Source organism: Aureibaculum marinum, assembly GCF_003813905.1.
Classification (GTDB): domain Bacteria; phylum Bacteroidota; class Bacteroidia; order Flavobacteriales; family Flavobacteriaceae; genus Aureibaculum; species Aureibaculum marinum.
Genome location: NZ_RPFJ01000032.1, coordinates 1 through 25,479, shown reverse-complemented (window position 1 = coordinate 25,479; position 25,479 = coordinate 1). Strand labels below are relative to the sequence as shown.

26 protein-coding genes and 1 pseudogene are annotated in these 25,479 nt (G+C 30.3%); 8 read left to right on the top strand and 19 right to left on the bottom strand.

The features are described 5' to 3' along the window. Positions 1-49: 49 nt before the first annotated feature. The 8 genes from tpx (at position 50) to EGM88_RS13415 (ending at position 8,879) form a co-directional block, all read left to right on the top strand. Positions 50-556, top strand: coding sequence for a thiol peroxidase (gene tpx, locus EGM88_RS13450; RefSeq protein WP_123898950.1), 507 nt, complete (start codon positions 50-52; stop codon positions 554-556). A gap of 3 nt (positions 557-559) precedes the next feature. After that, the gene (locus EGM88_RS13445; RefSeq protein WP_123898949.1) at positions 560-931 is read left to right on the top strand and encodes a diacylglycerol kinase family protein; all 372 of its coding nucleotides are present in this window, start codon (positions 560-562) and stop codon (positions 929-931) included. A gap of 134 nt (positions 932-1,065) precedes the next feature. Then, the gene (locus EGM88_RS13440) at positions 1,066-3,477 is read left to right on the top strand and encodes a DNA translocase FtsK (protein WP_123898948.1); all 2,412 of its coding nucleotides are present in this window, start codon (positions 1,066-1,068) and stop codon (positions 3,475-3,477) included. A 127-nt stretch (positions 3,478-3,604) separates the two neighbouring features. Beyond that, positions 3,605-4,252, top strand: a complete 648-nt coding sequence (locus EGM88_RS13435) for a LolA family protein (protein ID WP_123898947.1) — start codon at positions 3,605-3,607, stop codon at positions 4,250-4,252. A 64-nt stretch (positions 4,253-4,316) separates the two neighbouring features. After that, the gene (locus tag EGM88_RS13430) at positions 4,317-5,753 is read left to right on the top strand and encodes an LptF/LptG family permease (RefSeq protein ID WP_123898946.1); all 1,437 of its coding nucleotides are present in this window, start codon (positions 4,317-4,319) and stop codon (positions 5,751-5,753) included. Between the two features lie 7 nt (positions 5,754-5,760). Then, the gene (gene ribB, locus EGM88_RS13425) at positions 5,761-6,906 is read left to right on the top strand and encodes a 3,4-dihydroxy-2-butanone-4-phosphate synthase (protein WP_123898965.1); all 1,146 of its coding nucleotides are present in this window, start codon (positions 5,761-5,763) and stop codon (positions 6,904-6,906) included. Positions 6,907-7,054: 148 nt separating this feature from the next. Further along, entirely contained in the window at positions 7,055-8,098 is a 1,044-nt protein-coding gene (gene lpxK / locus EGM88_RS13420) for a tetraacyldisaccharide 4'-kinase (protein ID WP_123898945.1), read from the top strand. Next, on the top strand, positions 8,070-8,879 hold the full coding sequence (locus EGM88_RS13415; protein ID WP_123898944.1) for a purine-nucleoside phosphorylase: 810 nt from the start codon (positions 8,070-8,072) through the stop codon (positions 8,877-8,879). The genes lpxK and EGM88_RS13415 overlap by 29 nt, the downstream gene beginning before the upstream one ends. A gap of 15 nt (positions 8,880-8,894) precedes the next feature. Here EGM88_RS13415 and EGM88_RS13410 read toward each other — a convergent pair whose 3' ends face one another. The 19 genes and pseudogenes from EGM88_RS13410 to EGM88_RS15820 form a co-directional block, all read right to left on the bottom strand. Next, the gene (locus tag EGM88_RS13410; RefSeq protein ID WP_203229469.1) at positions 8,895-10,481 is read right to left on the bottom strand and encodes an N-acyl-D-amino-acid deacylase family protein; all 1,587 of its coding nucleotides are present in this window, start codon (positions 10,479-10,481) and stop codon (positions 8,895-8,897) included. 84 nt (positions 10,482-10,565) lie between these two features. Beyond that, a complete protein-coding gene (locus EGM88_RS13405; RefSeq protein WP_123898943.1) occupies positions 10,566-12,737 on the bottom strand; it encodes an acylase in 2,172 nt (723 codons plus the stop codon). 36 nt (positions 12,738-12,773) lie between these two features. Further along, the gene (locus tag EGM88_RS13400; protein ID WP_123898942.1) at positions 12,774-13,676 is read right to left on the bottom strand and encodes a serine hydrolase; all 903 of its coding nucleotides are present in this window, start codon (positions 13,674-13,676) and stop codon (positions 12,774-12,776) included. A 48-nt stretch (positions 13,677-13,724) separates the two neighbouring features. Further along, on the bottom strand, positions 13,725-14,858 hold the full coding sequence (locus EGM88_RS13395; RefSeq protein ID WP_123898941.1) for a serine hydrolase domain-containing protein: 1,134 nt from the start codon (positions 14,856-14,858) through the stop codon (positions 13,725-13,727). 27 nt (positions 14,859-14,885) lie between these two features. Beyond that, complete coding sequence (locus EGM88_RS13390) at positions 14,886-16,538, bottom strand: N-acyl-D-amino-acid deacylase family protein (protein WP_123898940.1); 1,653 nt, start codon at positions 16,536-16,538, stop codon at positions 14,886-14,888. A 106-nt stretch (positions 16,539-16,644) separates the two neighbouring features. Beyond that, positions 16,645-17,481, bottom strand: coding sequence for a CHRD domain-containing protein (locus tag EGM88_RS13385; protein ID WP_123898939.1), 837 nt, complete (start codon positions 17,479-17,481; stop codon positions 16,645-16,647). A gap of 226 nt (positions 17,482-17,707) precedes the next feature. Continuing rightward, positions 17,708-18,418, bottom strand: a complete 711-nt coding sequence (locus EGM88_RS13380) for an aromatic aminobenezylarsenical efflux permease ArsG family transporter (RefSeq protein ID WP_123898938.1) — start codon at positions 18,416-18,418, stop codon at positions 17,708-17,710. Further along, the gene (locus EGM88_RS13375; RefSeq protein ID WP_123898937.1) at positions 18,419-18,856 is read right to left on the bottom strand and encodes a nitrophenyl compound nitroreductase subunit ArsF family protein; all 438 of its coding nucleotides are present in this window, start codon (positions 18,854-18,856) and stop codon (positions 18,419-18,421) included. A gap of 17 nt (positions 18,857-18,873) precedes the next feature. Further along, positions 18,874-19,848: a permease gene (locus EGM88_RS13370; protein ID WP_123898936.1), complete on the bottom strand. Its 975-nt coding sequence runs from the start codon at positions 19,846-19,848 to the stop codon at positions 18,874-18,876. Then, complete coding sequence (locus EGM88_RS13365) at positions 19,841-20,248, bottom strand: OsmC family protein (RefSeq protein WP_123898935.1); 408 nt, start codon at positions 20,246-20,248, stop codon at positions 19,841-19,843. Before EGM88_RS13365 ends, EGM88_RS13370 begins: the two co-directional genes overlap by 8 nt. A gap of 13 nt (positions 20,249-20,261) precedes the next feature. Next, positions 20,262-20,498: a thioredoxin family protein gene (locus EGM88_RS13360; protein ID WP_123898934.1), complete on the bottom strand. Its 237-nt coding sequence runs from the start codon at positions 20,496-20,498 to the stop codon at positions 20,262-20,264. A 53-nt stretch (positions 20,499-20,551) separates the two neighbouring features. Further along, positions 20,552-20,857, bottom strand: a complete 306-nt coding sequence (locus EGM88_RS13355) for an ArsR/SmtB family transcription factor (RefSeq protein ID WP_123898933.1) — start codon at positions 20,855-20,857, stop codon at positions 20,552-20,554. Positions 20,858-20,992: 135 nt separating this feature from the next. Beyond that, entirely contained in the window at positions 20,993-21,721 is a 729-nt protein-coding gene (locus EGM88_RS13350; protein WP_123898932.1) for a metallophosphoesterase family protein, read from the bottom strand. After that, positions 21,718-22,773 carry an ACR3 family arsenite efflux transporter gene (gene arsB, locus EGM88_RS13345; protein ID WP_123898931.1) on the bottom strand — a complete coding sequence of 352 codons (1,056 nt, stop codon included), beginning with the start codon at positions 22,771-22,773 and terminating at the stop codon, positions 21,718-21,720. The genes EGM88_RS13350 and arsB overlap by 4 nt, the downstream gene beginning before the upstream one ends. Further along, positions 22,763-23,407, bottom strand: a complete 645-nt coding sequence (locus tag EGM88_RS13340) for an arsenate-mycothiol transferase ArsC (protein ID WP_123898930.1) — start codon at positions 23,405-23,407, stop codon at positions 22,763-22,765. Before EGM88_RS13340 ends, arsB begins: the two co-directional genes overlap by 11 nt. A gap of 13 nt (positions 23,408-23,420) precedes the next feature. Next, positions 23,421-23,888 (bottom strand): DUF6428 family protein, encoded by a 468-nt coding sequence (locus EGM88_RS13335; RefSeq protein ID WP_123898929.1) that lies wholly within the window; start codon positions 23,886-23,888, stop codon positions 23,421-23,423. Between the two features lie 45 nt (positions 23,889-23,933). Next, positions 23,934-24,263, bottom strand: a complete 330-nt coding sequence (locus EGM88_RS13330) for an ArsR/SmtB family transcription factor (RefSeq protein WP_123898928.1) — start codon at positions 24,261-24,263, stop codon at positions 23,934-23,936. A 200-nt stretch (positions 24,264-24,463) separates the two neighbouring features. Next, positions 24,464-25,183 (bottom strand): hypothetical protein, encoded by a 720-nt coding sequence (locus tag EGM88_RS13325; RefSeq protein ID WP_123898927.1) that lies wholly within the window; start codon positions 25,181-25,183, stop codon positions 24,464-24,466. Positions 25,184-25,251: 68 nt separating this feature from the next. Further along, positions 25,252-25,479 (bottom strand): annotated as a pseudogene (locus tag EGM88_RS15820) (GDP-L-fucose synthase); the annotation flags it as partial.

The following is a 25,479-nucleotide window of genomic DNA, read 5'->3' as shown; positions in this document are numbered from 1 at the left end:
CAACTCTTTAAATTTATTGTATTTTTGAGGAAATTAAATTAATAGAAATATGGCATCAATAACATTAAAAGGGAATATAATTAATACATCAGGCGAATTACCAAAAGTTGGTAGTCAGGCTCCTGATTTTAACTTAGTAAAAACAGATTTGTCTAAATCTAGTTTATCAGATTATAAAGGATCAAAGGTAATTTTAAATATTTTTCCTAGTGTTGATACGGGAACTTGTGCGGCTTCTGTAAGACAATTTAACCAGGAAGCATCGGAGTTAGACAATACTAAAGTATTATGTATTTCTAGAGATTTACCCTTTGCACAAGGTCGTTTTTGTGGTTCAGAAGGTATTGAAAGTGTAATTAACTTATCAGACTTTGCTACAGGTGAATTTGGAAGAAATTATGGTCTAGAAATTATAGATGGCCCATTGGCTCATTTACATTCTAGAGCTGTAGTTGTTATTAATGAATCAGGCAAAGTGATATATACAGAACAAGTACCTGAAATTGTTGATGAACCTAATTATAAAGCGGCATTAGAAGCCTTACTTGACGAATAAGTTTTGAAAAATTCAAATGATAATTTTTTAATAGGCAGATTAAGAAGTTTGAAATTTGCACTAAAAGGTATGCTGTTATTAATTACCACAGAACATAGTATAATGGTGCAATTTTTTATTGCAATAGTAATGACCTTTGTTGGTTATTTTATGGAGATTTCATCTTTAGAATGGATGTTTCAGTGGTTGGCAATAGGGTTGGTGCTCGTAGCTGAGTCATTAAATACTGCGATAGAAAAACTACTAGACTTTATACATCCTGCCTATAATAAAAGAATTGGCTTTATCAAAGATATTTCAGCAGGTGCAGCCACTTTTGCTGCAATTATAGCTATATTTATAGGTATAATTATTTATATGCCAAAGTTTCTTTAAACTTTGGAAACTAGGTTAATTACTTTATTATTTTATGTACTTTTGCTAATTATTATAGTTTAATAGTTTCTCATTGAGAATTTTTTAAATATCTAATAACCAGCAGATAAAGATCAAATTCTATTAGAAAAATAATGGCAAAAAAGAAAAAGACAACATCTAAAACAAATTCTAAAGTAAAGAAAAATAATCGTATTGCTAGTTTTATTAAAAGTAAACAAACTCATCTTGTTTTTGGTATTTTTTTAGCTCTATTTGCTATCTTTTTACTGGTGTCTTTTTTGTCTTTTTTTAATACTTGGAAAGCAGATCAAAGCCAACTGCATTTGTTTGCTGATAGAATGGCAGAGACAAAAAATTTATTAGGAAAGATAGGGGCAAGTATTAGTCACTTTTTTATTTATAAGGGGTTTGGTATTTCTGCATTTATTATTCCCTTTTTATTGTTTTTTTCAGGACTATATATTTTATTTAACATTTCGTTTAAAGCAATGCGTAAAGCATGGTTTTGGGGTGTTATTATTATGATATGGTTGGCAGTAGCTATAGGTTTTTTTGTTCCAGAAAAAGCATTATTATCGGGTGTAATAGGTTATGAAATCAATGATTATTTGATTGATTTTATTGGTAAAATAGGCATCTTTTTAATTTTACTATTTACAGCATTGGCTTATTTAGTTTCAAAATTTAAAATTACGCCAGAAAAGTTAAAAGAAAGTCTTCCTAAGAAAAGAGAATTCCGTAGTGTACGAAATAAAAAAGCAGAGATTGAAGATGTAACTGAAGAAGGCTATATTGCAGAAACCATTTCAGAAAAACCAAATTCAGAGTTAGAATTTAATATAGAAACTAAAACAGAAGTAACTACTCCTAAAAAGAAACCTAAAGTAGAAGTAAAGGAAGAGAAGAAGGTAGAAATTTCTACATTTGAGGTTACAACACCTACTCATGAAGAGGTTAATATTGAAGTAGAAAAATCTTTCGAAGAAGACCATTTGGTCGAAAATTTATCTAATAAATTGGTAGATGATTTTGGTGAGTTTGATCCAACTTTAGAATTATCAGAATTTAAGTTTCCTAGTTTAGACTTGTTAAAAGATTATGGAAGTGGAAATATTCAGATAGATCAGGATGAATTAGAGGCAAATAAAGATAGGATTGTTGAAACCCTAAATAATTACAAGATTGGTATAGCTAATATTAAAGCTACAATTGGGCCAACAGTTACCCTTTATGAAATTGTACCTGATGCCGGAGTTCGAATTTCAAAAATTAAAAATTTAGAAGATGATATTGCCTTATCATTGGCAGCTTTAGGAATTCGAATAATTGCACCGATTCCAGGTAAAGGTACTATAGGTATTGAAGTGCCAAATAAAAAATCGACTATTGTGTCGATGAAATCTGTATTGTCTACACAAAAATTTCAAAATGCTAAAATGCAATTGCCTTTAGCTTTAGGTAAAACAATTTCTAATGAGACTTTTGTTATTGATTTAGCAAAAATGCCTCATTTACTTATGGCAGGTGCAACTGGACAAGGTAAATCAGTAGGGTTAAATGCTGTATTGACGTCATTGCTTTATAAAAAGCATCCAGCTGAAGTAAAATTCGTATTGGTTGATCCTAAAAAAGTAGAATTGACACTTTTTAATAAAATAGAGCGACACTATTTGGCAAAATTACCAGATAGTGAAGATGCTATTATAACGGATACAACAAAAGTTATCCATACTTTAAATTCTCTATGTATTGAAATGGATAACCGTTATGATATGCTAAAAGATGCTTATGTTAGAAATATTAAAGAATATAATGAAAAATTTAAGGCAAGAAAACTAAATCCAGAAAATGGGCATGCATTTTTACCTTACATTATATTGGTAATAGATGAATTTGCTGATTTAATTATGACGGCAGGTAAAGAAGTAGAAACTCCAATTGCTCGTTTGGCACAGTTGGCAAGGGCTGTTGGAATTCATTTAATTGTGGCTACTCAACGTCCATCAGTAAATGTTATCACAGGTATAATTAAGGCCAATTTCCCGGTGCGAGTTGCTTTTAGAGTAACTTCTAAAATAGATTCAAGAACCATATTAGATGGCCCAGGAGCAGACCAATTAATAGGTAAAGGAGATATGTTAATTTCTACAGGAAATGAAATTACCAGGTTACAATGTGCTTTTGTAGACACACCTGAAGTAGATAGAATAACTGATTTTATAGGTTCGCAAAGAGCTTACGCTAGTGCTCATCTTTTACCAGAATATGTTGGTGAAGAAAGTGGCACAGGAATTGATATAGACCTGTCAGATAGAGATGAGTTATTTGAAGATGCAGCTCATGTTATTGTAAATGCTCAGCAAGGGTCAGCTTCTTTGTTACAAAGAAAATTAAAATTAGGTTACAATAGAGCAGGTAGAATTATTGATCAATTGGAGGCTGCAGGAATTGTAGGTCAGTTTGAAGGTAGTAAAGCTAGACAGGTTTTAGTGCCAGATATTATGGCATTAGAGCAACTGTTAAAAGATGAAAAAGGGCTCTAACCTAAAAAAAACGAGATTATAATAGCATTTTATTGCAGGCGAAATACCCATTTGTAAATTAAAAATTAATTATGAATTTTGTTGTGGGTATACAAAGTTTAAATTAAATAATTATAAATATTAAGAAATGAAAAATATAATTACAACAGTTATTTTAATATTCAGTATTTCATTAACTTTTGCACAAAATGACACTAAAGCAAAAAAGTTGTTGGATGATGTATCCAACAAAATGAGTGAATATGAAAATATTTATGTTGAGTTTAAGTATAATTTAGATAATGTAAAGGAAAATGTACATCAAGAGACCAGAGGAGATGTCACACTGAAAGGAGACTTGTATAATGTTAATTTTTTAGGTACTAATCAGTTTTTTGATGGTAAAAAAACATACACAATTATTAGTGAAGACGAAGAGGTAAATATTTCTGATGCTGATGATAGCGAAGAAGGAACAATTACTCCTTCAAAATTTTTCTCTTTTTATAAAAAAGGATTCAATTATAAGTGGGATATTTTACAAAACTTAAGTGGAAGAAAAATTCAATACGTAAAATTAATACCAATTGATAGTAATTCTGATATTAATAATATATTATTAGGAATTGATATTAATACAAATCATATTTATAAACTTATTGAAACAGGAAATAACGGAACCGTTACTACTTTAACAGTTTCTGATTTTAAAACCAATCAACCAATATCAAAAACGCTTTTCGTATTTAATAGGTCTAAATATGAAAATGAAGGATATATTATTAACGAATTATAAATAGTATCCTATTCTTAGTTATTCCAAATTAAGCTTTACTTTTGTGCTAAATAAAACGTTTTAAGTGAAAATCTTAAATAGATATATATTAAAAAGTTTTTTAGTACCTTTTTTAGCAACTTTTTTTATCATTCTTTTTGTACTTGTTATGCAAGTGCTTTGGTTACAGTTTGATAAAATTGCTGGAAAAGGTATTGGTATTGGTCATATACTTCAGTTTTTAGGTTATATAGCACAAATGCAAGTTCCTTTAGCTTTGCCAATAGCAATTTTACTTTCTTCTATAATGGCTTTAGGTACTTTAGCAGAGAATTATGAATTTGCGGCAATTAAGTCTGCTGGAATTTCTTTACAACGTTTTATTAGACCCTTAGTAATATTAATGGTTTTGTTAAGTGGGTTAAACTTTTTGTTTTTAAACTATGCATTTCCTAGAGCTGCATTTAAGTTTAAAAATATGTTGGCAGATTTAAAAAAGACTGAACCCGCATTGGCTTTAATTCCAGGTTCTTTCAACTCAGAAATACCAGGATATAGTATTAAATTTGATGAAAAATATGGAGAAGATGACAATTTTCTTAAAAATGTTCTTATTTATACTGATTTAGATAAAAGTAACTTTAATGAAAAAGTAATTACAGCAGAAAGTGGTGAAATTTCTACAGAAGAAGGTAGTAGATATATGACGTTGACCTTAAAAAATGGTTACCGACATGAAGAATTACCTGAGAAGCGTAGAAATTATAAAGATGGAGCAAAATTACCTGCAACTAAAACTTATTTTAAAAAAGCTTTAATTAATATAGATGTTTCTGATTTAAGTAATGTTGATAGAAGGGAATACACACAAGATAGAGAAATGTTAAGTTTAAAGCAGTTGAATTATTATTCAGACTCTTTAAAAGTTCCGTATGATGATTATATAAACAGTAAAGCCAAAATGTTTCTGATAAGAACGGGTATTTCTGATATAAAAAATGATACCACAGATTTTATAGGAATTTCTCCTAATATTTTAGATAATTTTGATGATAATAATAAAGTTATGTTGTTGAATAATGCTGAAGAATCATTAAAAAATACTTTAGATGATATAGCAGGGTTTAACTCAGTTTTAAAAAATAAACAAAAGTTTTTAAATGTATATGATACAGAATACCATAGAAGGTTAGCATTTTCGTTTGCCTGTTTGGTGCTGTTTTTTATTGGTGCCCCATTAGGGTCTATTATCCGTAAGGGAGGATTTGGATTTCCTATGATTATGGCTATTTTAATTTTTGTAGTTTATTTCTTTATTTCCACCTTAGGTAGAAATATGGCTTGGTCAAGTACAGTAACAGCTCCAGTAGGAGGTTGGATGGCCACTTTAATTTTATTACCATTTGGTATTTTCTTAATGATAAGAGCTACCAAAGAAAAAGGTATCTTTAACTTAGATGCTTTTTTACAACCAATTACCAAAATTTTCAAAAAAATGTTTAATATCAAAGAAAAAAAGTAGCTAAATGATGGTTTCAACAAAAAATAAAAAAGTAGAATTAAATACAATCAAAGAAGCTATCGCAGACCTTAAAAAAGGGAAAGTCATTATAGTAGTTGATGATGAGGATAGAGAAAATGAAGGTGATTTTGTAGCCGCTGCAGAAATGGTAACCCCAGAGATGATTAACTTTATGTCTACAGAAGGTAGAGGGTTAATATGTGCTCCTCTTATTGGTAGCAGATGTGAAGCTTTAGGGTTAGATATGATGGTTCAAGAAAATACAGTACTTCATCAAACACAATTTACAGTTTCTGTAGATTTAATCGGACACGGATGTACTACAGGTATTTCTGTACATGATAGAGCAAAAACTATAAAAGCTTTAGTTGACGAGAATACAAAACCTCACGATTTAGGTAGACCAGGACATGTTTTTCCATTAAGAGCAAAAAGTGGTGGTGTTTTAAGAAGAACGGGGCATACCGAGGCTGCTGTAGATATGGCCAGATTAGCTGGCTTTAAACCTGCTGGAATTTTAGTTGAAATTTTAAATGAGGATGGTTCAATGGCAAGACTGCCTCAATTGTTAAAAGTTGCGGAAAAATTTGATTTAAAAATTATTTCTATAGAAGATTTAGTAGCCTATAGAATGCTTCACGATTCGTTAATAGAAAAAGTGGAAGACTTCCCATTTCATACACGATTTGGAGAGTTCAGGTTAAGAGCTTATAAACAAACCACCAATAATCAAGTACATTTAGCATTAACAAAAGGAAGTTGGAGTGAAGATGAACCTGTACTAGTTCGCGTTAATTCTACTTTAATAAATAATGATATTATTCGGTTACTAACTAGTAAACCAGATGACATGTTTAGTAGAATGTTTAAAATGATAAATGATGAGGGTAAAGGAGCTATTGTTTTTATAAATCAAGAAAATCAATCGTTTAACTTATTAAATAGGTTAAATATGATTAAAGAGTTGCAAGAAGACAGTAAAGCAACGGTGCCAAAGATAAAACCAGACACAAAAGATTTTGGAATTGGAGCTCAAATTTTACATGATTTAGGGATATCTAAATTGCGAATAATTTCTAATGATGCTCAAATTAAAAAACGAGTTGGTATTATTGGGTACGGATTGGAAATAGTTGAAAACGTGAGTTATTAAATTTGTATCAAACTAAAGTCGTTTAGATTGGTTATACAAAAGGAACTTTTAGATTCTCAATTTAAAAGTTTATTTAATTAATTGTTAATCTATACATAGTTCTACTATAAATGCTCTTATTGTAATATAAACATTCATCAATTATCTAATGAGTTTTTTGCGAAAAATACTATATCCTTTTTCTGTTGTTTATGGAGAAATTACAGCCGCGAGAAACACTTTTTATAATAAAGGTATTTTAAAATCTACTCAATTTAATCTTCCTACAATTGTAGTGGGTAATTTAAGTGTTGGCGGTACGGGTAAAACTCCTCAAGTAGAGTATTTGGTGAGGCTTTTAGAAGATAAGTATAAGGTAGCTATTTTGAGTAGAGGTTATAAGAGAAGTACTAAAGGGTTTATCATTGCAGATAAAACAAGTACAGCTCAAGACATAGGAGACGAACCTTTGCAATATTTTAAAAAATTTTCAAATACCATTGTTGCTGTTGATGCTAATCGGGTTAATGGAATACAACAATTATCAAATTTATTAGATAAGCCTGATGTTGTATTATTAGATGATGCTTTTCAACATAGAAAAGTGAAAGCAGGTTTTACTATTTTGTTAACTCCGTATAACGATTTGTATGTTGATGATAAAATGTTACCCACGGGTAATTTGAGGGAGAAAGTGAGTGGGGCAAATCGGGCAAATTTAGTAGTGGTCACAAAATGTCCTTCTCACGTAGATGAAAATGAACAATTTAAAATTTCTAAGAAATTAAATGTTAAAAAACATCAAACAGTGTTTTTTTCCACAATTACCTATGATAAAAAAGTTATTGGTAAAAATAACAATATACTTATAAGTCAACTCTCTGATTATAATATTGTATTAGTTACCGGTATTGCCAAGACAAAACCTTTAACAGATTATTTAATTAAACAGGGGTTAAAATTTACACATTTAAAATATGCTGATCATTATCGATTTGAAAAAAAGGATATTGAAAAAATAAGAATTATCTTTGATGGAATTACATCAGATAAAAAAATAATACTTACTACAGAAAAAGATTATGTAAGAAGTTTTATTGATTCAAATTTAAAGATATATTATTTGCCTATAGAAACTAGTTTTATAGACCATCAAACAGACTTTAATAAGATTATAATAGATTATGTGGAACAAAGTTCAAGAAACAGTTAAATTTTTAAAAGGAGAAGGTTTTTTATCTGCCGATTTTGGAATTGTTTTAGGCTCTGGTTTAGGAGGCTTGGTTAAAAGTATTGTGGTTGAAAAACGTTTTTCTTATTCTGAAATTCCAAATTTTCCCACATCAACTGTTGCTGGACATTCCGGAAATCTAATTTATGGTACACTTTCTGGTAAAAAGGTAATTGCTATGCAAGGTCGTTTTCATTATTATGAAGGGTGGTCTATGGATGAGGTTGTTTTTCCAATTCGTGTATTTAAATTTTTAGGTGTAGAAAAGTTAATAGTCTCTAATGCCTCAGGTGGTGTAAACCCTACATATAAAGTAGGTGATATTATGGTAATTAAAGATCATATTAATATGATGCCAGAGCATCCGTTAAGAGGTGTAAATGATGACCGATTTGGGCCTCGATTTGTAGATATGCATGAGCCTTATAATTTGGAAATGATTTCTAAACTAAAAAAGGTAGCAGCAGTACAAAATATAAACATAAAAGAAGGAGTTTATTTAGGTTTACAAGGTCCTACTTTTGAAACACCTTCAGAATATAGAATGGTAAAATTAATGGGAGCAGATGCCGTAGGTATGAGTACTGTACCTGAAGTAATTGTTGCTAAACATATGGGTATGAATGTACTTGGGTTGTCAATAATTACCGATTTAGGTGTTGAGGGAAAAGTTGAGGCTGTTTCGCATGAAGAAGTACAAGAAGTTGCAAAAAATACAGGAAAAACTGTTCGTACTTTAGTTTCAAAATTTGTAACTGCTTAAGAAATAATTTCTAGTTTATTCGGGTAACAATACAATACCATTTAATTCTTTAGCTAATTGTTCATTTTCCCTAACCAATTTTCCATTAACAAATACTTTTTCAAAACCTGATGCTAATTGATGAGGATTTACATAATTAGCAGGAGATTTTATGTTCTTAGGATTAAAAATTAGGATGTCTGCCTTATTACCAATAGTTAATGAACCACGTTTTTTTAGTTGTAAAATCTCAGCAGCATAAGATGTCATTTTTCTTACCGCTTCTTCTAGATTTAGAATACTGTCTTTTACTACATATGTTTCTATAATTTTAGCAAAGGTACCATGCCCACGTGGGTGATGCCCCGTTTTACTACCATCAGAACAGATGCCGATAATAGAATCTTTTACAAAAGTTTCTTGTAATTCCTTATTCATTACAAAATAAGCTCCTGATGAGCCTTGCGGGCCTAAGTCTTCAATTAAAAATTGCTCGAAAGGTTTGTTTTTTGAAGCGGCAGCTTCAGCTAAAGTCATCCCTTTATAAGGTGCAGAACCTAATAAAGTAGCTTCAGGCCCATTGCGTAAATTGACTTTATTTCTAATAAAATCTTCCAATTCTTTTCTTCTTGTACTTTTTGCAATTTTAAATTGTTGTTGTGTTTTAGACCAATCAGGAAAAACGATACCAATTCCTGTATAACTTGCCATGTAAGGATACATATCAGCTGTTAATTGAATACCAGATTTTCTAATTTTTTTTATAGTGTCTAAAATTTGATTGGCTCGGACTTTGCCTTTTCCATAAACAGATTTTAGATGTGAAATATGTACTCTAGCCTTTGTTCCTTGTCTACTCAATTCTTTAATTGATTCAATCAGAGCATCATCGTCTTCATTTCTCATGTGACTCATAATCATTTTGTTTTGTTCACCAACCACTTCTGCTAAGGCTAATAGTTCATTTTCTTCAGCATATAAGCCTGGAGTGTATTCTAATCCTGTAGATAGGCCAAAAGTATAGTTTAATTGATCTTTTAATGCTATTTTTAAACTTTCTAATTCCTCTTTTGTAATTTTAGATTTTACACCAATTCCTGTTAAATTTCGTAGGGTACCATGCCCCACAAATTCAATAATATTTACGCCTAAATTTTGTTGATTTACTTTGTCTAAATATGCTTTTAAATCTTTAACATTAGCACTTGAGCCATCTTGTCCTAAAACAATTGTAGTAACACCCATAGCTAAAAAGTTTTCAAAATCAGGAGTACTTAAAGGATTTCCATGAGCGTGTAAATCAATAAATCCAGGACTTACATAGTTACCATTAGCATCTATTGTTTTTTTTATTTTTATATCAGGGTTGGTTAAATTACCAATATAAACAATACTATCAGCATTAATGTATAAGTTTGCTGAGTATACTTTTTTTCCTGTACCATCTACTATTTTTCCATTAATTATAGCAATATCAACAGTATCAATAGTTGGCTCAGAAATAATTTCTTCTGCGTTAGAGGTAGGTTGTATGTTGTTTTTTAATTTATCATTTTTACAAGAAAGACTAATAAAAATGATAAAAAATACAAGAAATAGGTGTATAGAAGAATTTGATTTCACAGAAGTATATTTATGATTTATTTGAATATAATTGTTTTAATTTTCTAATTTTAAAAATAGTAGATCTAAAGGAAAAGTTGTTTTTTATTTTTCTCCAGGATGATATTTTTTATTGGCATTAGTTTCTACATCTTCACGATAGTAAAGAGCATCTTTAAATTCTACATCGGCATAACGTTGTGCTTGATCATCGAAATGTGGAGAGTTAGGGTCTCCACTTTGTCCTCCTGCCAATAGAGTTTTAGCTTTTACTTTATCACCAAATTCTACAACAGCAACAAAGCTATTACCTCTTGTGCCATAAATTCGTTTTGTTTTTTGTTTAGATCGCATACCAAATGCAGCTAAAGCTCCCCATCTAGAAGTTGCTAAGCCAACAGCAATACTAGGTTTATCATCATCAAATTTCTGTTCAATATCTCCATTTAATCGTTGGTATCTGTTAATTTCTCCCCATGGTGTATTCCAAGTTCCAAAATCATTAGTTAGATGAGTAATGCTTTTTCTTAGCATTTCTAATCGTTCAGCTAAAGGAGATTTAGTCCCTATATAATTCACTTTTTCCATTTCATTTAATCCATTAGGGAAATTTCCTTCGCGAAGGTAAAATTGTAAATAAAAATGGGCTAACGACATCGCTACAGATTCTTTAGAAACTGCAAAATTCCATTTTTGCAATACGTTAATAGGTTCTTTTAATTTTAAATCTTTAGGAAACGAGTTGTCATAAGCATTTAGTAAACCAGGAATTGAAACTTCAAAAGCAGGTAAATAGGGATCATAAGCCATAGCGATTAGTCCATCTAATGTTAAATCATTAGCTTTTTCTAACAATCTAATAGCATGAACTCCACGAAAATTTTCTAAATTTCTAGACATATAATAAGGATAGTCTTCAGCTTTAGGACTATTTTCTCCAGCACTTGTAAAAGGAGTTGAATTGCAATTTTGAATCCATCCAACTTCAGGGTTTATAACCGTTATATTTTCATCAACTGTATGTAGTCCATTCCAATCCGTTTCAGGATTGCTACCATCGACAGGAGTGGTATAATCAAACTTTGTATTGCGTTTTGGAATAAAATTGCCATGATAATAAGCAATATTTCCTTCAGCATCAGCATAAACCGTATTGTTAGATGAATTTGTACGCATATTCATCATCTCTCTAAATTGTTTATGACCATTTAGTTTTGTCCGCGTAAAAGACTGTTCTAAAGCTTTTATAGGATTCCACATTATGGCAGTGGCCACCCAATTAGAATCTATAGCATGGGTAATAGGACCATGATGAGTTCTAAATAGAGTAAACTTTTTTTCTGATAATGAATCTCCATTTTTATATTTTAAAGTAATTTCTAATTCTTTTACAGGTCGTTGTTCTTCTCCATATTTGTAGGTGTATCCATCAGCTGTTTTTGTAATATCTTCAATGAATTCGTCTTTAATATCTGTATAAGTTGAGGTATGCATCCATCCAGTTTTTTCATTAAAACCTTGATATACAAAAAATTGACCCCAAGTAACAGCACCGTAAGCATTTAAGCCTTCTTCACTTACTACATGAACTTCTCCACGGAAAAAGAATGAGGTGTGAGGATTTATCAATAGCATGGCGTTACCAGATTTGGTAAGTTTACCCGATATAGCAAAACCGTTAGAACCGGCAGGTTCTTTTTCTAAAAAGGAATTTTCAATAGTATTTAATGCTGTTGTAGATGGTTGTTTGCTATAAAAAGCTTCAATTTTTCGAGTAGATATACCTTCTATATCTCCACCAATTGATCCTTCACTAAAGTACATTGGCATCCATGGTTCAAAACGTGTTAGTAAACGGGGTTTTACTTCAGGATGCGTATGTAAATAATAATTAATGCCATCTGCAAAAGCATTACATAATTTTTTTAACCATTGAGGGCTTTTTTCATAATTAGCAATAGCTTCTTCCTTTGTCATATAAAGTTTAGCACGGACATCACTATATAAAGCTTTTTGACCTTCAACTTCCGCTAAACGACCAATAGCCCATATATAATTTTGCTCCACACGATTAAAATCATCTTCACATTGAGCGTATAACAGTCCGAAAACAGCATCTGCATCTGTTTTTCCGTAAATATGTGGTACGCCAAAACTATCACGGATAATTTCAACATTAGAGGCTTGTTTTTGCCATCGTTGTACTTCTTCTGAAACTTTTGGAGACTGTTTACAGCTTATAACGAGGAATAAAAGTAAAATTGAAATTTTTTTCATGATAGAAAAGTATTGAAAAGAGTAAAAGTAGTTAAATTAATTGTCAACCACATAGTTGTATATTGTTTTAGATATTTTAGCCAATTGCTCAGTTCCTTTTTCAAAGTCTTTTAACTCTTTAGAGAGTAATACAATTACATAAGAACGTCCATCTGGTAAATATACAATGCCAGCATCATGATGTACTCCTGTTATTGACCCCGTCTTATGTGCTACTGTTACACTGTTGGGTAAATGTTTTGGAATTACACTTTTAAATTGTTGGTCTTTTAAAATGTCTATCATAGCTTTAGAGTCAGCTTTAGAGCCAGCTTTGTTTTTTGCGATGGCTTTCATTATTATCATTAAATCTCTTGCAGTAGTTGTGTTACTTAGCCCTTTGTTATAAGCTTTTATATCTTCAACACCTCTAAGAACATTAATATTTTTGGCACCTAAATTACGCATGGTAGCGGTGACATTTTTAGCATTAACCAACTCTATTAAAACGTTAGTTGCTAAATTGCTACTTACAGTAATCATACTATGTATTAAATCTTTAATTGCAACTTTTGTTCCTATGTGTTTGTAAATAACATCATCACTATCATCGTTTATATCCATACTGTATATACTACCATCAACAATACTTTTAAATTCATTTTTTAATAGAATTGAATCATTAACATTTAACTTTCCTTCATTAGCTTGTTTAAATAATTCAATCATTACAGGTACTTTCATTGTGCTTGCTGCATGGAAATTTTCATCAACATTAATAAATAAGCTATCTTTTGGGTCAGATAAATTATAATAAGCAACAGCAACAGTACCATTAATTGAATCTATTTGAGTTCGTATTGTATGTTCTAAATTTTCATTTTTTGAAATTTTTTGATGGCAAGAAGTTAGAATACATATTAATATTAATAAGTAATAGGTTGATTTAAAGTTTTTCATGGTATGTTATTAGTCGATTTATGTTACTTCAGATTTTATTTAAAAAGTTTATTCTAATTCTTTTAACCAGTGATTTTTTGTCAGCCACTTTGTGATGAATTCTGTAAAACCATCTACATCTCTACGTGTATTGCATAAAATAATAAAAGTTATTTTTTTGTCAGGTATGGTTACATAGTTACATAAGAACCCTCCTTGACTTCCTTCATGGCCAACAGTTTTTAGTCCCTCAGTTGTTTTTCTAATAAACCAAGACCACCCTATAAATGGGGGAGTGGAATCTTTCCAATTTGGCCATGATTTAATAGTTCTCGAATCTTTAAAAGTGCTATCAGAAATAAATTTATGTTGTTGTAATGCCAATTCGTAATTAGCCAATTCATTTACAGAGCTCCAGACCCCACCATTTCCAGATGCGGCAAATGTGGGTTCTTCACCATAATCTTTTTCTATCCAATGCCCATTACTTTTTATGTAACCATGAGAAACTCCAGTTTCAGGATGCGGTCCGTCAGTAATTGTACTGTTTTTCATCCCTGAAGGTTTAAAAATCTTATCTTCAATATATTTTTGCCATTTTATGCCTGCTACTTGTTCAATAATTAAAGCTAATGCGTTATATGCAGGATTTGAATACTCATAACGTGTACCAGGTTCAAAGTTGAGGTTTTGTGCTTGAGTTGTAGGGTACCAGTTTTCGGCATCCTTAGCACTTAAGTAAAATATAGAATCTTTTTTAGTTTGTCTATTGTCTTTTAATCCCGAAGTGTGTGTTAATAAATGTTTTATTTTTACTTTTTCGGCGATTGCTTTATTTTTAAAATCAGGAAAATATTTTGCCATATTATCTTCAATAGAAAGTTTACCTTCTTCTTGTAATATCAATATAGCGTTAGAAACGAAAGTTTTTGAAATGGAACCAATATTGAACAGTGTATTTTTATCAATTTTAGTTTTTAGTTCTAAATCAGCTAAACCATAACCTTTACTAAAAATGATACTATCTCCTTTCATTATTAGAATGGATCCACCGGGTTCGTTGGTAGGCATTGCTTTCGTGAAATAAGTATTCAATTCGTTGATATTGAGTGTTGTGTCATGTTTGGTTTCTTTTTTATTTTTTTTACAACTAAAAATTAATAATATGAAGGTAATTGTAAATAAAATTTTAAAGAGTTTCATTTTTTATATTATTAAATTAAGATTTATTTATTCTTTAAATCCGGGACCTTTAACAACTCTTCCAGGTTTTTCTCCTGTATGTTCACCATCTTTTAATACTGGTGTTCCGTTTACAAAAACGTGAACCATGCCAGTAGCATATTGATGAGGTTTTTCAAAAGTGGACTTATCTTTTACTTTATCAAAGTCAAAAATGGCAATATCAGCATAATTTCCAACTTTTAAACTTCCTCTTTTTTTTATTTTTAGATTTGAAGCAGGTAAAGAAGTTAGTTTTCGGATGGCTTCTTCAAGAGAAATTAATTTTTCATCTCGTGTGTATTTACCTATAACCCTTGCAAAGTTTCCATAAGCTCTAGGATGTGTGCTGTATTTTAAAAAGTCACCTTCAGCAGCATAAGAACGGGCATCAGAGCCAAAGCTCATCCAGGGTAAGGCTATTTGTTTTCTTACATTTTCTTCAGACATCATAAAGTAAACAGTACTAACATCACTTCCATTTTGTATTACCAAATCTATAACTGTTTCTTCAGGAGAAGTATTTCTCATTTTAGCAACTTCAGCAAGGGTTTTACCGGTTAGGTATTGTAAACTATCATTATCAAACCCAACTAAAATCATTTTATCAGCAGAGCCAGCAGCTTGCATTAAGCTTTCCCATTCTATTGCTGGTTTACGCATATCTTCAATTACTTTTTTACGAATTTCAGGATCTTGTAAACGTTCTGCCCATTTAGCATAACCGCCTTCTTGAACCCAGGGAGGCATAGAGGCATCTAACCCAGTAGATCCTGCTATATAAGTGTACATATTAGCAGTTATTGTTAGACCAGCATTTCTTGCAGAGTCTATTTTACTAATAACATTTTCATATTTATGCCAATTGTTTTTTCCACTTTGTTTTAAGTGATATATTTCTGCCCTTATATTAGCTTCTTTAGCAATTTGAAGTAATTCGTCAATGCTTTCCAGAATTTTATTGCCTTCACTTCTTATGTGTGAAATATAAAGACCATCATATTGAGCAGCTACCTTAGAAATTTCTATTAGTTCTTCTGTAGAGGAATAAAAAGCAGGAGCATAAATTAGTGAAGAACCAATACCCATTGCACCTTCTTCCATGGCTTGTTTAACCATCATTTTCATGGAGTCTAGTTCTTGTTTGGTAGGAACTCGGTTGTCATAACCAACTGTATTTATCCGCAAGGTTGTAGCACCAATAAACGAAGCAATATTAGGTGAAACTCCTTTATTAACCATTTCATTAAGTTTTTGGCCTAAGGAAATCCATTCTACTTTACCTGTCAGGGTATCTATTTTCTTTTGAGGGCCAATTGAGCTCCCTTCTCCAAATACTTCAAGGGTAACACCTTGTTTTATGTCACTTAAAGATCTACCATCTTGATTTAAAGAAGACGCAGCCCAACTGAGCATATTAATAAACCCTGGAGATACTACTAAACCAGTGGCATCAACTTCTTTTTTTGCCGTTTTATTTTTTAAATTGCCAATTGCGGCTATAGTATCCGCATTAATAGCAATATCTCCAATAAAAGGAGTATTGCCTCTTCCATCTACTATTTTTCCATTTTTTATAAGGATTTCATAATCTGGTTTTGCATTACAATTAAGAAGTAATAAAGAGCTAATAAAAAGAATTACAGTTTTAGAAAATTTCATTAAAAATATGTTTGGTAAAAGATTAATTTTAACGAAGTTACAAATATTTCTAAAAAAGTAGGGGAGAGAGCTAAACAAAAAACCACTTTTAAAGTGGTTTTTTGTATTATCTTATTTGTCCTCTCATTAAACCATCTTCATAATCAGTGGAGTGTAGGTTGATATATAGTGCATCATTTTTTAATTTGGTATTTACACTAGGTTCTAAGTCTAATTCTTTGGTACTACCTAGTTGAGAAGCATCAGTAAGGTCTAAATCAACTAATATATTTCCATTTTGGGTAGTATTTCCAATACGGATATAACCATTTGTAATAGCATCAGTAGGTTTTAAGTTTTCAACAGTAACATTATAAATAAGTTTAGATGTGCCATTTTCGTTTTTTACAACTCTAAGAATGGCCATTCCGTGATCTTCTCTATCTGTAATTTCGGGAATTATATTTTGTGGTGACAAAGTTACATTGTAGGCTTGTTCAATAATTTTATCTATTTGTCCTCGAACTAAACCTTCAGGTTTTTCTGCAGAATGCACATTAACATAAACATTATCTCCTGTGATAATTGCCACTTCTGCATCCGTTAATTGTCTACCCCCAGTAACTTTGTTATTTTGAAATATGGTGCTAGTACCATCTACTAAAGTTATAGCGGGCGTTCCTATTGATACAGGGTCTCCAGTATAAATATAAGCTTCTGTTAATTGATCAGAAGAAGACAAGTTATCTATAACAATAGAAAACTCCAAATAGTTATCAGAGTATAATATTAATTCTAAAACTCCAGTTTCATTTCGGTTTTCAACAGAGGGAATTACATTTTTTGTATTCAATTTTATATTTCCAGCCCCAATAATTGAAGGACCAGAATCTCCGTTATTATTACAATTTGTTGTAATACTAATTAATGCTGTACAAAATAATAATAGAAATACTTTTCTCATTATATAAAATTTAATAGTTAGTAATTTATATTCTTAGCCGTCTTAAAAAGACATGACTAAATTACGGATGCTTTAATTGGTAAATAGTTGTGTAAAAAAATTAATTATTTTATAGAAAGGATAAAGTAGGTTATAGATTATTTGAATTTTAAAGAAAGTTTACTTTAATAGATTTGTTTTATGTAACTAAAAAGTTTGGTATATAGTATTAAAACACTTGCTATTACTATTGTAATATGCCAGTGAAAATAGCAATATAATATAGACCTGTTATAATAAAAACAACACCTGCAATTATTCGCATTGTTTTTTCTATTTTGGTAATTTTATTATAAAATAGACCTACTTTTCCTGCAGTGAAAGCCAATAGATATGTAAAAAGAATTACAGGTAGCCCTGTACCAAATGCAAAAATTAAAGGTAAATAAAGACCATTTGCAGATGTAACTGTCATAGGAATTAGCATTCCAAAAAATAAAGCTCCACTATAGGGGCAGAATGCTAGGGCAAAAACAACACCAATTAAAAAAGATCCAAATAAGCCTTTATCTTTAAATTTTTCTGATAGTTTTTCTTGAAAGTTAGATTTCCCTAAAAAGTTTAGTTTAATAACATTAAGCATTATTAGACCTATGATTATTAGTAAAGGGCCTAAATATTTTTCACCATTTTGATTAAAAAATTTAGCGATATGAAATTTACTTGCTCCAAAATATAATATGAGCCCTATGGTTGTATAACTAAAGCCTCTTCCTAAAGAATATAATAATCCGCTCAAAAAAACTTTTCGTTTACTAGAAATATTTTTAGAGATAAATGCTGTTGCAGTAATATTGGTAGCTAATGGACACGGACTAATGGCGGTCATTAGCCCGAGTATAAAGGCTGATACTATTGGAATGTTATAATTCTCTAAAAGAGATTGTAAAAATTCCATTTATAATGTTTTTAATTCTGTTTCTATTTTTGCTTTTAAATCTTTAGAGAATGTTTCTTGATTATTTCCATTCATAAAGGCAAATTCTGTTAAATCTATTTTAGTTTCTTTACCATTTTTAATTACATTTAGCATTAGTGCAGTTCCAGCAGCCTCAAACTTTTCAGCAATTTTTTCATTCTCTTTTTTATCAACATTAATTACTTGAAATGTTATTTTATTTTCTTTCAATTCATCTGAGAAATAGGTGTCTAATGTATATTTTGTATTTTTTTCAATAGCATTACAAGTCATACATCTATGAGTAGAGTGGAAGTCTAACACTTCAATTTTAGAAATGGATTGATTTACTACTTTGTTTTTACTTTTGTTTTGTCCATTACAAGAAATTAGTAAGAAACTAATTATTAAAGCAGTGATAAATTTTGTTGTTTTCATTAATTATTAATTTTGGTTTATAGTATAGAATTGAATAAAAAGCCTGAAATTATTATAGCAATGGTAACAACACCAAAAAAGATTGCAATTAACTTTAATGACATTACTTTTTTTAACAATGTAGCCTCTGGAATAGACAAACCTACGGTTGCCATCATAAAAGCTATGGCTGTACCAAGAGGTACTCCTTTGGCAACAAAAACCTGAATTACAGGAACAATACCGGCAGCATTTGCATACATTGGTACTGCAATAATTACTGCTAGGGGCACTGTCCACCATTCACCACTACCTAAATACTTATTAAAGAAGTTTTCAGGAACATAGCCGTGCATTGCTGCTCCGATGGCGATTCCTATAATTACGTAAAGTAGCACACCTTTTACAATATCCCAAGCTCCTTGTGTTATTTCAGGTAATCTTTCGTAAAAAGTTAATTTTTTTTCTTCGTATTCGGCTTGTTGCATTTTACTTTCCAGTATTTTTTTTACCCAATCTGAGAGTAAAGGTTCTAGATTAAATTTACCCAGAATCCAGCCTCCAAGTGTACCTAGTAAAATACCTGAAACAGCATATATTAATGTAGCTTTTATGCCAAACATACCAAGAAACATGGCTACGGCAACTTCATTTACTAAAGGAGAAGTTATCAAGAAAGAAAATGTTACCCCTAGAGGAATTCCTCCTTGTACAAAACCGATAAATAAAGGAACTGAAGAGCATGAACAAAAGGGAGTTATAGCACCGAAAATTGAAGAAAAAAAGTACTCTAAACCATAGAGTTTATTTTTGTTAAGATATTCTTTTAACCGTTCAATAGGAAAATAGGTATTTACAATTCCCATTAAAAAAACAATAACGAATAGTAGAATTAAAATCTTAATAGTGTCATATACAAAGAAATTTAGAGCAACTCCTAAATGAGTTTGGGCTCCAATTTCAAAAACAGAATAAATTAACCAATCTGAAAAATGCTGTAACCAATCAAACATTTTCTATAATTTTAATAGTTCCAGAAATTGAACATGCAAGCTTCACCGTATTGAAAATGGTCCCAAATTTTTCAATGTTTTTTTTCAACAATTCGGGATTTAACTTTTTATCGTTGCTGTAAATAGTCAAACTGTAAGAAATATTATCCATTCGAGGTGGATTTTCTAGACGTGTAGCAGTTACATCAACAAAAGCTTTTGTGTAGTTAAATTTTAATATAGAAGAAAATCGTTCTACGTTTTTTAACATACAAGCAGAGAAAGAGCCTAAAAATAATTCAGCAGGATTTGGTAAAATTTCAGCAGTTTTTGAGGTAGTGCCAAATTTAATAGTTGACTGTTTTATATGAATTTCAGCATCTTTTTCTGCAATAGACGAACCCTTAACATGATAATTCATAACATTATTTATTTTAATTTAAAAGATTAAGTACTTCATCTTTTGATGGTACCCTACCTTTTATAGTAATGACATCATCTATTACTAATGCGGGTGTAGTCATTACATTGTACTTCATAATTTCCATAATGTCTTCAACTTTTTCTATAGTAGCTTCAATATTATTTTCAGAAACTACTTCAGATACAACACCAGTCATAGATTGACATTTTGGGCAACCGGTTCCTAAAATTTTAATTACTTTACTCATAATACACAAAAATTTGTTTATCGTCTATAAACGATAAGGTTAATAAAAAAATATCAATCCAAAAAATCGTTAAACAATGATTTCGCTATATTCCAATTTTCTTGATTGATACAGTACTTTATTTTTGGCGGTTTTAACTCTCCTTGAATTAACCCCGCATTTTTTAATTCTTTAAGGTGTTGAGATACTGTAGATTGAGCTAAAGGAAAAACTTCTACTAAATCTCCAGTAAAGCAACAAGATTGACTTTTAAGATGTTTTAATATAGCAATACGGGTAGGATGTGCTAAAGCTTTAGCAAATTTTGCCAAAGCTTCAGTATTTTCTTTGTATTGAATATGTTCTAAACTTCTTTTCATATTTATTATCGCAAATATACGATATGTAATTTTAATAAAATGTGATAAATGTCACATAAAAATATATTATTAACAACCTAAATTTTTGCTTTTTACATAACCAATACTTGTAATAGAATTTATAGAAAATGAATTTTAATTTCCAATTCTTAGTGCTTTAGCATAACTAGACTCAAATTCACTTTGCTCAATTGCTTTTGCTGCTTTTTCAACGTTATATTCTGTTCTTTTAAACGTAACCTTTATTGATTCTGAATTTAATGATGAGGTGTATTTATCTAACTCTAAAATAGCATAACAAATTCTAGGATCACCATCTTTAGGTTTACCAACTGAACCTATATTAACTACATGTTTGAAAGTATTACCATCTTGAATTATCCGATGAAAAGGTTTGTGAATATGTCCACACAAAAGCACATCTGCTTGATGAAATTGCATCATCTCTAATACTTCTTTTTCAGGATAATCAATTACCATATAATCATTAGTTGCTTTTGGGCTACCATGCACCATTAATAAGGTGAAGGAGGTATTATTGGCTACAAAATTCATTAACAAATGCCTTGGTAATGCAGTGAGATAATTTTTATTGTTATCACTTAGCATGGCTCTTGTTAACTCCTTGTTAGAAAGTTTTGTTTCTTTTAATAAAGGTTGTAACAAAGCCTCCTCATGATTTCCCATTAGGGTCGGTATCTGTTTTTGTCTGATCAGATTTACAACTTCGTTAGGCCAGACATTATAACCTACTAAATCCCCTAAACAGTAAATAGCATCTACATTTTCCGAATCAACATCCTCAAAAAAAGTTTCAAGTGCAGGTAAGTTGGCATGTATGTCAGAAAAAAATGCAATTTTCAATTTTTAGAAGTTTTAGGTGTGTCGTAATATTTCTTTTTTAGCCAAAATGAAACTCTTACTAATAAAATTAAAGCAGGAACTTCAACCAAAGGTCCAATTACACCGGCAAAAGCTTGACCAGAATTAAGACCGAAAACGGCAATGGCAACTGCAATGGCTAATTCAAAATTATTTCCAGCTGCAGTAAAGGCTACTGCCGCAGTTTTATCATATTCACCACCCATAGATTTGGTTACGAAAAATCCTATTATAAACATAAGAGAAAAATAAATAAGTAGAGGTATAGCAATAATTACAACATCCATTGGAATTTGAACAATTAATTCTCCTTTTAAAGAGAACATTACTACAATGGTAAATAAAAGTGCTATTAAAGTTAACGGAGAAATTTTAGGTATAAACTTTTTAGTGTACCATTCCTCGCCTTTTAATTTCACTAAAATAACTCTACTTAAAATTCCTAATAAAAAAGGGATACCCAAATAAATAGCTACACTTTCAGCAATAGTTGCTACAGAAATATCAACAATAGCCCCTTCAAATCCGAAATAGGGTGGAAGTATAGTTATAAATATCCAAGCATAAAAACTATATGCAAATACTTGAAAAATACTATTTAAAGCTACTAACCCAGCACCATATTCACTGCTTCCGTCTGCCAAATCGTTCCAGACTAAAACCATAGCTATACAACGTGCTAACCCTATTAAAATAAGACCAACCATATATTCGGGATAATCTCTTAAAAACGTAATTGCCAAAAGAAACATTAAAACAGGGCCAACAATCCAATTTAGTACTAACGAAATTGACAATATTTTTGTGTTTTTAAATACTTTTGGTAGTAGAGCATAATTCACTTTTGCTAATGGAGGATACATCATTAAAATTAAACCAATTGCAATTGGAATATTTGTGGTTCCACTATTAAATGAGTTTATAATATCAGGAAATGTAGGTATAAAATAGCCAATACCTACACCAATAGCCATGGCTACAAATATCCATAAGGTTAGATTTTTGTCGAGAAAACTTAATTTTTTAGTTGCCATTTTTAGAATTTATTTGAGAGAATATATAAAATAATTCAGTTGCAATTTGAATGTTTCTTTCTTGGTATTTTTCGGCCTGTTGAGGCGTGTTGTCAAAAGCTTTAGGATCGTCAAAAGTTATAGGAATTCGTTTTTCTGCACCTTCTATAAAAGGACAAGCTCCATCAGCATGTGAGCAGGTCATAATTGCTGCAAATTCAGATTTTGGATTAAAAGTATCAGTTAATTTTTTAGAAAATCCGATTATAGGATGTTCATTGTCAGCATATTTAATGCTGTAAATAGGGTTTACCCCAGTTGAAAGTGTTTTTATTTTAAAACCAGTATTCTGTAAAGTTTCAGCTACCATTGGATATAGAGCAGTTGCTTCAGTACCGCCGGAGTAACAATTCACATTTTTAATTTTAAAGTAACATGCCATGGTCTGTGCCCAAACTTGTGAGAAATGACTTCTTCTCGAATTATGAGTGCAAATAAAATTGATACGAATTTCTTGCTGATTTAATACTTTTGATTGAATATAATCTGAAAGTGGTTGTAGAATTGCTTTACGTTCATTCGGAATGGTTTCTGTATTTAATTCGCTAATAAACTGTTCTATTTCCGTAAATAAGATTGATTTTTTAGTTGTCATTTTATATGATTTTTTAGCAGCAACCGCTACCAGGAACACACGTGTTTTTAGATTGTAATTCAGATAATTTTAATTTTGGTTTTTCTACTGGAATACCACATTTATCTTTTGCTAAACAATCGGTTTGCTTATTGGTTAATAAGAAATGTTTTCCGTCAAATTCAAGTCCAAATTTACCAATCGTATCACCTTGATATTCTACTTCAATTTCTAAATCTTCAATACCTAAAACTTTTTCAGAAAGTTCTATAATATCTAATAGTTTATTAGGGTGTAATCTATGGTCGTAATCGTTGGCATTCCACAATTGAAAGTTTACAACTTCTTCATTTCTTACGGTTCCACCACAATCTATAAAGTGTTTTGTGATTTTACCTACTTCGGTTACATGAAAGTGGTTGGGTACTAAAGTTCCGTCTGGTAATTGAAAAGATATTGTTTCTAACTGATTAAGTTTCTTTTTTATTTCTGATAATTTCATATTTATAATTTTCTTAATTTTATAGTACCAGTAATTATTAATTTTTTAGCAACAATCGCCACAAGCAACATCTTGATCTAAAAATTGAGACATTACTTCTTTCATTTTAGTCCAATTTTCTTTATCAATACAGTAACAAACACTAGTACCTTCTACATTTCCTTTAATTAACCCTAGTTGTTTTAATTCTTTTAGGTGTTGTGAAATGGTAGGTTGAGCAAGTCCAATTTCGTTAACTAAATCGCCACAATAACAGGCGTTTATTTTAAAAAGTTGTTGTAAAATTGCTACTCTTGCTGGATGTCCAAAAACTTTTGCAAATAGAGCAATTTCATTTTGGAGGTCAGTAAATATTTCAGTTTTTGCTAATCCCATTTCTTTGTTTTATTATTTTATTGCAATATTACGATTAATTAAAATTTAGACAAAATTTTTTAAGAGTTTTGTAAATTATTTTAATAACTTTTTTGAAGTTTGGTTAAAGAAAATATTTATCCTCTAATTTTATTTAGGGATATAAAAAGGAGAATTCATTCAAATAAAAAGGGAATCCGAGATATATAAAAATCTAAATTTTATTCTGAAATCAAACTCTTTACAAGAGTTCCATTTTTATCCAAAACCTCTATTTTAGGAGTATTATTTTTGTCAACATATATTTTAAGTCGATCAATACCCAGTTGGTCTTGAATAAAAATTCCAGCATTTTTATCAGAAGTTTTTCCAATGAACATTCTTTCAGCAGTAATTGGATTACCTTTTTTAGATGTTTTAAGTTTTTCTACGGCTTTTTGCATAGAGAGCCCTAAGTTTTTCAATGAATCTATTTTTTTTGCTATAACGGGCATAGTATAATTTTCATCTTTATCCCAAAATTGAATACCATATCTTGATTGTCCATTGTTATTTTTTAAGTAACGCATTTGCATTATCTGATCTGTTTTGTATTGGTCTACAGATAAAATCCAAGAAGAGCCCTCTTTTTTATTTCCTTGATAAAGGAGGCCTCCAACTTCATCTTGCTCTTCATTAAAAAAAATAATTCCAGCAGGTCTTTGTCTTTCTCCAAATAATACTTTACCGTCAAACATTCCTGAATGTTGTTTGGATTGGTTACTTAAAACCATTTTTAAATCTCCATTAGGTTCAACAATATTAATTCTTTCAACAGTTATTTCGTCAAAAATTTTTGTTTCACTTTTTGTTTTAAACGAAGTAGAAATTATAAAAATTAATATTGCAGTTAAGGTTATAGAATACATTTTAAGTATAAAATTCTCTCTTTTTTTATTCATAATTAAAAGTTTTTAGTAATAGGTTTTTGTTAAACTAATATAAAATTGGTTTATAAATAATTAGTTATCTAACTGATATAATATTTGTAAACCATTTTAATCCCATTTTCAAGGTATGTTTTATAGCTCCAACCTAAATTATTTAATTTTGAAACATCCATTAATTTTTGAAAAGTTCCATCTGGTTTATTCTTATCCCAATTTATTTCTCCTTTATATCCTACAATTTTTTTTACCATCAGAGCCAACTCTTCAATGCTTTGATCTTTACCACAGCCAATATTGATATGAGTATT